Origin of the sequence: Rothia sp. BD8 (genome assembly GCF_044878465.1) — a bacterium.
Taxonomy (GTDB): Bacteria; Actinomycetota; Actinomycetes; order Actinomycetales; family Micrococcaceae; genus Rothia; species Rothia kristinae.
Window position 1 is genome coordinate 38,307 of the sequence record NZ_JANJES010000014.1, and the last position, 11,528, is coordinate 49,834.

The window sequence follows — 11,528 nt, forward strand, 5'->3', positions numbered from 1 at the left end:
TCAACGGTTGGGGTGGCCTCGTACGCGCACCCGATCGACCCGGCCTCTCGGCGGGCGCGCACGGCGGCGGTCCATGACCAGTCAATCACGAGAAGCCGCTGCCGCGCCCAGATGGGCCGCGCCGACCCGGCGGAAGATTCCGCTGGTCAGGGCGTCGGCGTGGGTGCGCTGCGGCAGGGGCAGGGCGGTGCAGCGCGGTGCCAGCGCCGCCAGCCGCGCCAGGTCGGGCCCGGCGATGGCGTCACTCGCGCCGGCCGCCAGCAGGAGCGGCTGGCCTGGTCCCGGGGCGGGGACGAAGCGCGGGTGGGTGACCAGCGGCAGCAGCGCGGCGATGCGATCGCGGGGGATCGTGGAGCGGGCCAGGACCCCGCCCAGCTCGGCCAGTGCGGGATCCGGGTCCCGCGGGCCCGGAAGGACTCCCGATTCGGTGGGCCCGAGGAGGCCCGCAGACTCTCGTGGACCGGTGCCGGGGTCGGGTGCGGGGGAGGGGCCGCCTGTCCGCGCCGGGGGAAGCTCGGCCAGCAGATCGCGGGCGGGCAGCCCGCCCAGGACCAGGCGGCGGAGGGCTTCCGGCTCCTCCCGGGCCAGCTGCCACAGCAGCCGGGCACCGAGGGAGTAGCCCAGCCCGTCCAGCAGCACCGGCGCCCCGAGGCTCTCGCAGGCCTCGGCTCCGGCCTCCAGGAGGGCCGCCAGCAGCCCCGGCACCCCGTCGGCCTCCTCCAGGGGGATCTCACCGGAAGCGCTGGCCCCGGCCGCGGGGGCGGGATCCCCGTGTCCGGGCAGCTGGATGAGCACCAGGTCCCGGTGGGCCAGGATACGGGTCCACCCCGTGCGCACCCAGCACTGCGCGGCAGTCACCGCCAGCCCGTGCACCAGCAGCACCGGCGGCTGGGCGGGCCCGGTGCAGGCTCCAGCGCAGGCCGGTCACCTCAGTCCTGTTCGGAGTAGTCCAGGTGGTCGTTGTCCAGGCGCAGCTGCCGGCCCTGCTTGACCAGATCGGCGTGGGCGTCGCGCATCTTCTCCGCCTGGCGGATGCCGCGCGGGGGCAGCTGGATGTCCTCCTCGGCCCGGATGCCGGATTCCAGCTGGCGGGCCCGCTCCAGCTCGGAGTCCAGCACCGCCCCGAGCAGCAGGACGTTGTTCATGATCCAGATCAGCAGCAGCATGACGATCACGCCACCGAGGGTGCCGTAGGTGGCGTTGTAGTTGGAGAAGTTGGAGACGTAGAACCCGAAGGCCGCCCCGGCCACCCCCATCATGACCAGCGCGATGGCGGCGCCGGGACTGATCCAGCGCAGCTTGGGCTGCTTGATGTTGGGGGTCGCGTAGTACAGCAGCGCGATCAGGGCCACGACCAGCACGAGGGCGATCAGCCAGCGCACCCAGTTCCAGATCTGGGTGATCTGGTCGCCGATGCCCAGGTGGTCGGAGAAGAACTCGATGACCCCGCCGGAGAGCAGCACGGTGAGCATGGTCAGCACCACGAGGATGACCATCGTGAAGGTCACCAGCAGGTTCCAGGGGCGCAGCTTCCAGATCGGTCGGCCCTCCACGACGCCGTAGATCCGGTTCAGGGCACGACCGAAAGCGCCGGTGTACCCTGAGGCGGTCCACAGGGCGCCGACGATACCGGTGATCAGGGCCAGGCCGGCGCCGTTGCCCTCCGTGAGCTGGCGGATGGGCTGCTCGATGAGGTCCATCAGCTGACTGGGGGCGTACGGCTGGATCAGGTCCAGGATCGTCTCGGTCGTCTGCTCACCCTGGCCGAACACGCCCAGCAGGGACACGACGGCCAGCAGCCCCGGGAACACCGAGAGCACCGTGAAGTAGGTCAGGGTCGCCGCGAGGTCCGTGCAGCCCTTGGAGGTGAAGGAGTTCAGCGTCCGCTTGAGGATGTAGCCCCAGCCGGGCTTGGAGATGCTGGTGACCTTGCGGGTCTTGTGCCGATGCGGCGAGGAGGACTGCTCCTCGTCGATCTCGGCTTTGGCGATGGTCTGTTCGGGCAGGTTCACCGGTGGCTCCAGTCGGGGGTCGGCGCGGGGACCGCGCAGGGTGGTCGCCGGGGCCGATGCCGCCCGAACGACTCGGGCGGCATCGGCTCGCGGGGCAGCGGGGCTCTGTCAGCGGGTCTCGTGGTGGATGCCGAGGACCTTCGCGGTGCGCGACATCGTCTCCTCGGCCAGTCGGGCGTCGTCGTTGAGACGGTGACCGTAGGTGGGCACCAGCTCGCTCAGCCGCGAGGACCAGGCGTCGATGCGCTGCGGGAAGCACTTCTTGATGAGGTTGAGCATGATCGGCACGGCCGTGGAGGCGCCGGGGGAGGCGCCCAGCAGGGCCGCGATCGAGCCGTCCCCATGGGTGATCAGCTCGGTGCCGAACTGCAGCACCCCGCCCTTCTTCGCGTCCTTGCGCATGACCTGCACGCGCTGGCCGGCCTCGATCAGCTCCCACTCATCCGCGTCTGCCTCCGGGTAGTACTCCCGCAGGGAGGCGATCTTGGAGGAGCGGGTCTTGACCAGCTCGCTGAGCAGGTACTTGACGAGATCCAGGTTGTCCAGCCCGGCGCGGGCCATCGGGTAGACGTTGTCCGCGCGCACCGAGCGGAACAGGTCCAGCAGGGAGCCGTGCTTGAGGAAGTTGGTCTTGAATCCGGCATAGGGCCCGAACAGCAGCGACCGCTTGCCGTCGACCCACCGGGTGTCCAGGTGCGGCACGGACATGGGCGGGGCCCCGACGGAGGCCTGGCCGTAGACCTTCGCGTCGTGCTGGGAGGCGGTGTCCTCGTTGGTGTTGCGCAGGAACAGCCCGGAGACCGGGAAGCCGCCGAAGCCGCGGCCCTCGGGGATCCCGGACTTCTGCAGCAGCGGCAGCGCGTAGCCGCCGGCGCCGAGGAAGACGAACTTCGCCCGCACCAGCAGGTCGTCATCGGAGTCCAGCAGGTTGCGCACCCGCAGGGACCAGGAGCCGTCGGACTCCTGGCGCAGGTCCTGCACCTGGTGGCCGTAGCGCACGGAGGCGCCCTGCCCGGTCAGGCGCTCGGTGAGCTGGCGGGTCAGGTTGCCGAAGTCCACGTCCGTGCCCTCGGGGGACCAGTTGGCGGCGATGCGCTGGGAGGCGTCGCGTCCGCGCACCGTCAGCGGCGCCCACTGCTGGATCTGGTCGCGGTCCTCGGTGAAGCGCATCGAGGAGAACAGGGTCTGCGGGTGCAGGGCCTCCCAGCGCTTCTTCAGGTAGTCGCTGTGGGCGTCCCCGAAGACCAGGGACATGTGCGGCACCGGGTTGATGAAGCCGGCGTCGGCGAGCTTGCCCTCCTCCACCAGGGTGGCCCAGAACTGGCGGCTGAGCTGGAACTGCTCGTTGATGTTCAGGGCCTTGGCCGGGTCCACCGTGCCGTCGGCCCCGAGCGGGGCGTAGTTCAGCTCGCACAGGGCCGAGTGCCCGGTGCCGGCGTTGTTCCACGGGTTGGAGCTCTCCGCACCGACCTTGTCCAGCCGCTCGAACAGGGTGATGTCCCAGTCCGGCTCGAGCTCCTGGAGCAGGACCCCGAGGGTCGCGCTCATGATTCCGCCGCCCACCAGGGCGACGTCGGTCTTCAGGGTCTTGGTCACGGCAGTCCTGTTCTCCTGTGCTCGACGGTGCGGCAGGCGGGGCCGACGGCGACCGCGCCTGCGGGCCGTCCGCGGGGCGGACGCGCGATGCGCGGGGCGCACCGCTCAAGCCTCCGGGACGGCCTCGGCTCCCCTCAGCGTAGCCCTCCGCGCGGGCGGAAATCGAACGCGCCCGGCCCTGGGCCGGGTGCGCGGGCTCAATCGCTGAGGGTGACCCGGTCGAATTCGGCGACGCCGGTGGCGGCCAGCGGGTACCCGGTGACCCGCGAGCTCAGCGCGACCGCGGAGATCGGATAGGCCAGCGGCACCGCCGGCACGGTCTCGGAGACCATCTCGTTGATCCGCCGGTAGGCGTCCTTGCGGGTGTCCCCGTCCTGCTGGCCGGCCGCGTCCTCGACGGCCTCGAACAGCTCGGACTCCTGCGCGCCGAGCAGATCGGTGCGACGGGAGAACAGCGGGGCCAGAAAGGCGTCCGGATCCCGGTAGGTGCCCATGATCCCGGTCAGGGCCAGGGCCCGATCCGGGTCCTCGGCGTGGATGCGCGCCGGATAGTCCTCGGACCAGGGGATCGGCACCGGTTCGATCGTGAAGCCCGCCTTGGTCAGCCCCTCGGCGATCCGCGCGTAGATCGCCTCCGGCTTCTGCAGGTACGGCAGGGACACGTCGGTGGGATAGCAGAAGCGCAGGGATCGGCCGTCATAGTCCGAGGCCTGCACGAGGCGCTGGGCCAGCCCGAGGTCGTAGCGGTAGGCGGATCCGGTGCCGCTGCCGCTGACGTCGAAGAGCTTGGGGGTGAAGTCGTTGGCGGTCTCGGTGCCCTCGGGGTAGTAGGAGCGCACGATGTCCGACCGGTTGATCGCGTGGGCGGCGGCCCGGCGCAGCTGGACGCTGGCGAAGACCGGGTGTCGCTGGTTGATCGCCAGGAACGCCAGGTTGTACGGGTCCCGCTGCTGGATCTGGTAGCCGCGTCGGGCGAGACTGACGAAATCCGACGTGCCCACCAGGTCGATCGCATCGGCTTCGCCGGTGAGCAGCCGGTAGTAGCGGGTCTGGGCCCCGATGACCGTGGGGAACACCAGCTCCTGCACCTGTGGGGCGTCCCCCCAGTAGTCCTCGTTGCGGCGCAGCCGCACGGTCTGGTCCTCGCGCTGCTGGAAGACGAAGGGCCCGGTGCCCACCGGGTGCCCACCGGGGTCCTTCCCGTCCGCGAAGGAGGCGGGGGAGGCGATGCCGAAGGCCGGCTGGGTCAGGGCGCGGATCAGCGCCGGGTGCCGGCGGTTCAGCCGCAGGACGACGGTGCGGGCGTCGGGGGCGGTGCACTCGGCGAACAGGGCCGGTGCCTCGGCGGTGCCGGGCATCCGGAACACGGTCTGGAAGGCCGTGGGCGGGTGGTGCTGGGTGCGGGCCGCCTCCGCCCAGCGCAGGACGTTGGCCCGCACGGCCTGGGCATCGAAGGTCCGCCCGTCGTGGAATCGGGGGGAGGAGCGCAGGCGGAAGGTGTAGGTCAGCCCGTCCCCGGAGATCTTCCACGACTCGGCCAGATGGGCCATGGCCTCCCCGGTGTCCGGGTTGGCCCGCACCAGCGGCTCCAGCACCTGCGCGCTGATCCGCGCCGTCTCCAGCCGGCCGTCGGTGGAGGGGTCCAGGCTGGAGGCCGGGGCGGCGTCGGTGAAGGTCAGCCGCGTCGGATCCGCCGAGGCGCTGGCCGCCGGGGAGGGCTCCTCCCCGGAGCACCCGCTCAGCGCCAGCCCGGCGGCGAGGCAGCCGCCCAGGAATCCTCGACGGCTCGTGCTCACGGGGGCTCCTTCCTCAGGGGTACCGGGGTGCCGGTGCGCGAGACGGGACTCGAACCCGCACGCCGCAGGGCACAGGAACCTAAATCCTGCGTGTCTGCCAGTTCCACCACTCGCGCTCGCTGGCCCCGGCGCGTCCTCCCGGTTGAGGGAGGTGCGGGGCCGGGGTCGGCCCTCGCAGTCTACCGGCTCGGCCTCGCCGCGGTCCGGCAGGGCCCCCGCCCGGGGTATTCAGTCGGACAGGCCGAGCTCGCGGCGCAGCCTGGCCACGTGTCCTTTCGCCCGCACGTTGTACTGGGCCAGGCGCACGGCGCCCTCGGCATCGACGACGACGGTGGAGCGGATCAGGCCCACGCTGGTGCGTCCGTAGTTGGTCTTCTCCCCCCAGGCGCCGTAGGCCTCGGCCACGGCGTGGTCGGCATCGCTGAGCAGGGTGAATCCCAGGTCGTGGTGCTCGGCGAAGGAGCGCAGCTTGGCCGGGGAATCGGGGGAGATGCCCACGACGCGGTAGCCGGCCGCGCCGAGTGCCGCGAGGCTGTCGCGGAAATCGCAGGCCTGGGTCGTGCACCCCGGGGTCTCCGCGCGGGGGTAGAAGTAGACGACGACGGGCTGCCCGCGCAGTGCGCTCAGGCTCACGGGGTGCCCGTCGGCGTCGGGGAGGGTGAACTCGGGGGCCCGGTCTCCGGGACTCAGGCGACGGCTCTCGGTCATGACGGCGGGGTCCTCCTGGGGGCTCGGATGGCGTGAAAGCGACAGTCTATACTGCTGGGCATGCCACAAATCCGGGAATGGTCGATCTCGCGCCTGATGTCCACGGCCGCGCGCATGTTCGAGTACAACTGGAACCGCAAGCTGCAGGCGCTGGGACTGACCCACGCGGGGGTCATGGCCCTGGACGTGATCAGCCGCGAGGGCGGGCTGACCCAGGCGCAGGTGGCGCACAAGGTCGGCGTTCAGGCCCAGACCATGGGCAAGACCCTCACGCGCCTGGAGGCGCACGGGCACATCGCTCGGGAGCGCAATGCGGTGGACCGTCGCAGCTACGTGATGGTTCTCACGGACAAAGGTCGCCGTGCGCTGGCGGAGGCCGCCGAGATCGAGCACGACCTGGCCGGCACCGGCGTGCTGGATCACGAGGAGCTGCGCCAGGCGCTGGAGCAGGTGATCCGCGACCTGTCCGAGACCGACACCATGCCGCTGGACGTCGTGCGCGCCGAGGGCTCCGGGCTGGTGTCCGGGATCTCCCCGGCATCGTCGGAGCCGCGGGGCTAGCCGACGGCCGGATGGCACGGCCGTCAGGGGTGACACCCGACGAGCAGGGGCCCGATCCTCGGCGGATCGGGCCCCTGCTCGCGTTTCTCGGTGCGCCCCCCGGGACTCGAACCCGGAACCCATTGATTAAGAGTCAATTGCTCTGCCAATTGAGCTAGAGGCGCTCGCCCTGAGGGCGATCGTCGACGGCGTCCGCGCGGACACCGCCTGGTGCGCCCCCCGGGACTCGAACCCGGAACCCATTGATTAAGAGTCAATTGCTCTGCCAATTGAGCTAGAGGCGCTCACCGCTGCGCGACGGCTCCGACCCGGTCGGTCGGCATCCGCACCGCGCGGCAACGAATGGATACTCTACGCCGGGATCGGCCATCGGGCAAATCCGTCCCGACGCGGGCGTATCAAGGGCTCTGGAGGGCCCGACCTCAGGGTCGCTGGGCCGGGCCGAACAGCTGGGCGAGGAACTCCAGCAGGTCCGCGACGTCGGCCTCCTGCTCCAGCACCTCGTTCCCGGCGGCGGTGGGAACCTCGATCAGCGGCGAGATCTCCAGTCGGAATCGAGCCCCGGAGGTGGTCTCCAGCAGGATGGAGCGGTCGGTGAGCGCTTCGCCGCGCAGCATGTTGGTGTTGTCCACGGCGATCGGTGGGGCGAGCGGTTCGAGGGTCTTCGGGTCGAAGGGGGCGATGATCAGCTCCGCGGGTCCGCGCCGATAGCCCACCAGGAAGTGCCCGGCGGCGGCGTGCTCCTCGGCGGGGGATCCCCCCGTCGCGGAGGCGGCGTCTCCCGGGGTGCATACCAGGTTGTAAGCGCCGTAGTTCATCACCTGGGCATCGAAGATGCTGCGCAGGCGATCCTGCAGGGCGACCGAGGGTCCGCTGAGAGACATGTCTGCGAGTCTAGACGGGCCGGCCCCTGCAGGGGAGGGGTCCGTGCCCCGGTGACGCCCGGAGTCACCCCCCCCGGCGCGGGCCTCGGGAGGGCTGTTTCACATTATGAAACGTTTTTGATCTCCTGGATGCCCCGGCGTTGTATGGAGCACATGGCACGCCGCGCATCCTCAGCCCTCACGGACGCACGCATTCCGCTCATTCCGGCGGAGCGCGGGGTCCGTGGCGTCCGCTAGAGGACGGCAGCCTGCCGGCCGCCACCGCCGCACCGAGTCGGGCGGCGGCCGAACAGCTGACACGGACCCCTCGCCCCGCACCCGGGCCGAGGGGTCTTTCGCGATCCGCCCGTCGCACCGGCCCATCCGCCGAGGAACAGCAGCGGTCGAAGGCCGAACGCACCATCCGGTAAGACCACCCACAGAATGAGGACGAACGCAATGAGCACCGCCTCCTCACCCACCCCGACCGCTCCGACCGGGACCCGCCCGCCCGAGCGCATGACCGGCTCCCAGGCCGTGATCCGCACCCTCGAGGAGCTCGGGGTCACCGACGTCTTCGGCCTGCCCGGCGGGGCCATCCTGCCGACCTACGACCCGCTGCTGGACTCCGAGTCCATCAATCACATCCTGGTCCGCCACGAGCAGGCGGCCGGACACGCCGCGCAGGGCTACGCCCTGGCCACCGGCCGGGTCGGGGTGTGCATCGCCACCAGCGGGCCGGGGGCCACCAACCTCATCACCCCGCTGGCCGACGCCCACATGGACTCCGTGCCGATGGTCGCGATCACGGGGCAGGTCTCCTCCGCGGTGCTCGGCACGGACGCCTTCCAGGAGGCGGACATCGTCGGGATGACCATGCCCATCACCAAGCACTCCTTCATGGCCACCCGCGCCCAGGACATCCCGCGGGTGCTGGCCGAGGCGTTCCACCTTGCCGCCTCCGGGCGCCCGGGCCCGGTGCTGGTGGACATCACCAAGGACGCCCAGCAGGGCCAGATGGACTTCGAATGGCCCGTGCCCCTGCAGCTGCGCGGCTACCACCCCGTGCTCAAGGGCCACGCCAAGCAGATCCGCGAGGCCGCGCAGCTGCTGGCCGAGGCCCGCCGCCCCGTCCTGTACGTCGGGGGAGGCATGCTGCGCTCGCATGCGGGGGCCGAGCTGGCCGAGCTCGTTGCGGCCACCGATGCCGCCGTCGTCACCACCCTCACCGCCCGCGGGGCCTTCCCGGACGCGGACCCGCACCATCTGGGCATGCCCGGGATGCACGGCTCGGTGCCCGCCGTCACCGCGATGCAGCAGGCCGATCTGCTGGTGGCCCTCGGCGCGCGCTTCGACGATCGGGTCACCGGCGTGCTGGACTCCTTCGCTCCGCACGCCAAGGTCATCCACGTGGACATCGACCCGGCGGAGATCTCCAAGATCCGCTGGGCGGACGTGCCCATCGTGGGGGACCTCAAGGCCGTGCTGCCGGACCTCATCGAGGCCTACCGCGCGCAGACCTCCGGGCGCACCCCGGACCTGCGGGACTGGTGGGCCGTGCTGAACCGGCTCAAGGAGGAGTACCCCCTGGGGTGGGTGCCCACCGAGGACGGGCTGGGCTCGCCCCAGCACGTCATCCGCCGCATCGGCGAGCTCACCGGACCCGAGGCCATCTACTGCTCCGGGGTGGGCCAGCACCAGATGTGGGCCGCGCAGTTCATCGGCTACCAGCGCCCGCACCAGTGGATCAACTCCGCGGGCCTGGGCACGATGGGCTACGCCGTGCCCTCGGCGATGGGCGCCAAGGTCGGCTGCCCGGACCGGGTGGTGTGGGCCATCGACGGCGACGGCTGCTTCCAGATGACCAACCAGGAGCTGGCCACCTGCGCCCTGAACGACATCCCCATCAAGGTCGCGGTGATCAACAACTCCTCGCTGGGGATGGTCCGGCAGTGGCAGACGCTGTTCTACGACGGCCGCTACTCCAACACCCACCTGAACACCGGCCACGCCTCCCGGCGCATCCCGGACTTCGTCAAGCTCGCCGAGGCCTACGGCTGCGCCAGCTTCCGATGCGAAGGCGACGACCAGGTGGACGAGGCGATCGCCCGGGCCCTGGAGATCAACGACCGCCCCGTCGTCGTGGACTTCACCGTCAGCCCGGACGCGATGGTCTGGCCGATGGTGCCCGCCGGGGTGTCCAACGACGCGATCCAGATCGCCAAGGACACCTCACCCGACTGGAACCGAGAGGACTGAGCGCCCATGGCCGCCCACACCCTGTCCGTGCTCGTGGAGGACACCCCCGGCGTCCTGACCCGGGTCTCCGGGCTGTTCGCCCGCCGACAGTTCAACATCGACTCGCTGGCCGTCGGGGGCACCGAGGTGCCCGGGATCTCCCGGATCACCGTGGTCGTCGAGGCCGACGAGGTCCTCCTGGAGCAGGTCACCAAGCAGCTGAACAAGCTCATCCACGTCCTGAAGGTCGTGCGGCTGCCCCCGGAGACCTCGGTGCAGCGGGACCACGTGATGGTCAAGGTCCGCGCCGACGCCGCGACCCGCACCCAGGTCACCCAGGCCGCCGAGCTGTTCCGCGCCCGCGTGGTGGACGTCTCCACCGAATCCGTGGTCATCGAGGCCACCGGACCGGCCGGCAAGCTCGAGGCCCTGCTGGAGGTCCTGGAGCCCTTCGGCATCCGCGAGATCGTGCGCGCCGGGACCCTCGGCGTCTCCCGCGGTCCCCGCTCCCTGTCCGAGAAGGCCCTGCGCCGCTGACCCACCGAACCACCCGGCCCGCCCGCCAGGGCGCACACCGGGTCCGCAGACCCACCCACCGACCAGCAAGGAGAAGCTGACCCCATGACCGAGATCTTCTACGACGACGACGCCGACCTGTCGATCATCCAGGACCGCCAGGTCGCCATCATCGGCTACGGCTCCCAGGGCCACGCCCACGCCCTGAACCTGCGCGACTCCGGCGTGGACGTGCGCATCGGACTGGCCGAGGGCTCCCGCTCCAAGGCCAAGGCCGAGGCCGAGGGGCTGCGCGTGCTCAGCGTGGCCGAGGCGGCCGCCGAGGCCGACGTCATCATGATCCTCACCCCGGATCAGGTCCAGGCCCAGATCTACCGCGAGTCCATCCAGCCGCACCTGCAGCCCGGGGACGCCCTGTTCTTCGCCCACGGGTTCAACATCCGCTTCGGCTACATCGAGGTGCCCGAGGGCATCGACGTCGCGATGGTCGCCCCCAAGGGCCCGGGGCACACGGTGCGCCGCGAGTTCGAGGCCGGCCGGGCCGTGCCGGCGCTGGTGGCCGTGGAGGTCGACGCCTCCGGGAAGGCCATGGACCTGGCCCTGTCCTACGCCAAGGCCCTGGGGGCCACCCGCGCCGGGGTCATCAAGACCACCTTCACCGAGGAGACCGAGTCGGACCTGTTCGGCGAGCAGGCCGTGCTGTGCGGCGGCGTGTCCCAGCTGGTCCAGTACGGCTTCGAGACCCTGACCGAGGCCGGCTACCAGCCGCAGATCGCCTACTTCGAGGTGCTGCACGAGCTGAAGCTCATCGTGGACCTGATGAACGAGGGCGGGATCACCAAGCAGCGCTGGTCCTGCTCGGACACCGCCGAGTTCGGTGACTACGTCTCCGGGCCGCGGGTCATCACCCCGGACGTCAAGGAGCACATGAAGGAGGTCCTGGCGGACATCCAGAACGGCTCCTTCGCCCAGCGGTTCATGGACGACCAGGCGGCCGGCGCCCCCGAGTTCACCCGGCTGCGCGAGCGCGGTGCCGCCCACCCCATCGAGAAGACCGGCCAGGAGCTGCGCAAGCTGTTCTCCTGGAAGTCCGCCGATGAGGACTACACGGACGGCTCCGCCGCCCGCTGATCCCCTCCGGTGCGCCGGGGCGGGGGGAGCGTGCGCCCCCCCCGCCCCCCCCCCCCCCCCGGGGCCCCCCCCCCCCCCCCCCCCCCCCCCCCCCCCCCAAACCCCCC

Annotated in this window: 10 protein-coding genes and 3 tRNA genes; 4 read left to right on the forward strand and 9 right to left on the reverse strand. The window is 71.2% G+C overall.

The features are described 5' to 3' along the window. Positions 1-81: 81 nt before the first annotated feature. The 6 genes from NQ707_RS09660 to bcp all read right to left on the reverse strand — a co-directional run bounded on the left by NQ707_RS09660 (position 82) and on the right by bcp (position 6,112). Complete coding sequence (locus tag NQ707_RS09660; RefSeq protein ID WP_404435615.1) at positions 82-882, reverse strand: hypothetical protein; 801 nt, start codon at positions 880-882, stop codon at positions 82-84. A 47-nt stretch (positions 883-929) separates the two neighbouring features. Next, positions 930-2,012, reverse strand: coding sequence for a YihY/virulence factor BrkB family protein (locus NQ707_RS09665; protein WP_100463015.1), 1,083 nt, complete (start codon positions 2,010-2,012; stop codon positions 930-932). A 108-nt stretch (positions 2,013-2,120) separates the two neighbouring features. Beyond that, positions 2,121-3,644, reverse strand: a complete 1,524-nt coding sequence (locus tag NQ707_RS09670; RefSeq protein WP_260008890.1) for a malate:quinone oxidoreductase — start codon at positions 3,642-3,644, stop codon at positions 2,121-2,123. A 161-nt stretch (positions 3,645-3,805) separates the two neighbouring features. Beyond that, positions 3,806-5,404 carry an ABC transporter substrate-binding protein gene (locus NQ707_RS09675; protein WP_404435617.1) on the reverse strand — a complete coding sequence of 533 codons (1,599 nt, stop codon included), beginning with the start codon at positions 5,402-5,404 and terminating at the stop codon, positions 3,806-3,808. 34 nt (positions 5,405-5,438) lie between these two features. After that, positions 5,439-5,520 (reverse strand) — tRNA-Leu (locus NQ707_RS09680). 112 nt (positions 5,521-5,632) lie between these two features. Beyond that, the gene (gene bcp, locus NQ707_RS09685; RefSeq protein ID WP_058730598.1) at positions 5,633-6,112 is read right to left on the reverse strand and encodes a thioredoxin-dependent thiol peroxidase; all 480 of its coding nucleotides are present in this window, start codon (positions 6,110-6,112) and stop codon (positions 5,633-5,635) included. Between the two features lie 60 nt (positions 6,113-6,172). Here bcp and NQ707_RS09690 point away from each other — a divergent pair, with 60 nt between their 5' ends. After that, entirely contained in the window at positions 6,173-6,673 is a 501-nt protein-coding gene (locus NQ707_RS09690; protein ID WP_064725622.1) for a MarR family winged helix-turn-helix transcriptional regulator, read from the forward strand. 91 nt (positions 6,674-6,764) lie between these two features. On the opposite strand, the gene NQ707_RS09695 is transcribed toward NQ707_RS09690, so the two are convergent. The 3 genes from NQ707_RS09695 to NQ707_RS09705 all read right to left on the reverse strand — a co-directional run bounded on the left by NQ707_RS09695 (position 6,765) and on the right by NQ707_RS09705 (position 7,557). Next, positions 6,765-6,837, reverse strand: a tRNA-Lys gene (locus tag NQ707_RS09695). Between the two features lie 44 nt (positions 6,838-6,881). Beyond that, positions 6,882-6,957 (reverse strand) — tRNA-Lys (locus NQ707_RS09700). A gap of 138 nt (positions 6,958-7,095) precedes the next feature. Further along, positions 7,096-7,557 carry a hypothetical protein gene (locus NQ707_RS09705; protein WP_058730599.1) on the reverse strand — a complete coding sequence of 154 codons (462 nt, stop codon included), beginning with the start codon at positions 7,555-7,557 and terminating at the stop codon, positions 7,096-7,098. A gap of 423 nt (positions 7,558-7,980) precedes the next feature. Here NQ707_RS09705 and NQ707_RS09710 point away from each other — a divergent pair, with 423 nt between their 5' ends. The 3 genes from NQ707_RS09710 (at position 7,981) to ilvC (ending at position 11,421) form a co-directional block, all read left to right on the forward strand. Next, complete coding sequence (locus NQ707_RS09710; protein WP_081046387.1) at positions 7,981-9,795, forward strand: acetolactate synthase large subunit; 1,815 nt, start codon at positions 7,981-7,983, stop codon at positions 9,793-9,795. Between the two features lie 6 nt (positions 9,796-9,801). Next, complete coding sequence (ilvN, locus tag NQ707_RS09715; RefSeq protein ID WP_058730601.1) at positions 9,802-10,311, forward strand: acetolactate synthase small subunit; 510 nt, start codon at positions 9,802-9,804, stop codon at positions 10,309-10,311. 84 nt (positions 10,312-10,395) lie between these two features. Further along, positions 10,396-11,421, forward strand: coding sequence for a ketol-acid reductoisomerase (gene ilvC, locus NQ707_RS09720; RefSeq protein WP_058730602.1), 1,026 nt, complete (start codon positions 10,396-10,398; stop codon positions 11,419-11,421). Positions 11,422-11,528 lie beyond the last annotated feature (107 nt).

Bases quoted from the DNA above. Each gene is read 5' to 3' on its own strand.
- bcp (WP_058730598.1), bottom strand. From the start codon at position 6,112: ATGACCGAGAGCCGTCGCCTGAGTCCCGGAGACCGGGCCCCCGAGTTC.
- NQ707_RS09690 (WP_064725622.1), top strand. From the start codon at position 6,173: ATGCCACAAATCCGGGAATGGTCGATCTCGCGCCTGATGTCCACGGCC.
- NQ707_RS09705 (WP_058730599.1), bottom strand. From the start codon at position 7,557: ATGTCTCTCAGCGGACCCTCGGTCGCCCTGCAGGATCGCCTGCGCAGC.
- NQ707_RS09710 (WP_081046387.1), top strand. From the start codon at position 7,981: ATGAGGACGAACGCAATGAGCACCGCCTCCTCACCCACCCCGACCGCT.
- ilvN (WP_058730601.1), top strand. From the start codon at position 9,802: ATGGCCGCCCACACCCTGTCCGTGCTCGTGGAGGACACCCCCGGCGTC.
- ilvC (WP_058730602.1), top strand. From the start codon at position 10,396: ATGACCGAGATCTTCTACGACGACGACGCCGACCTGTCGATCATCCAG.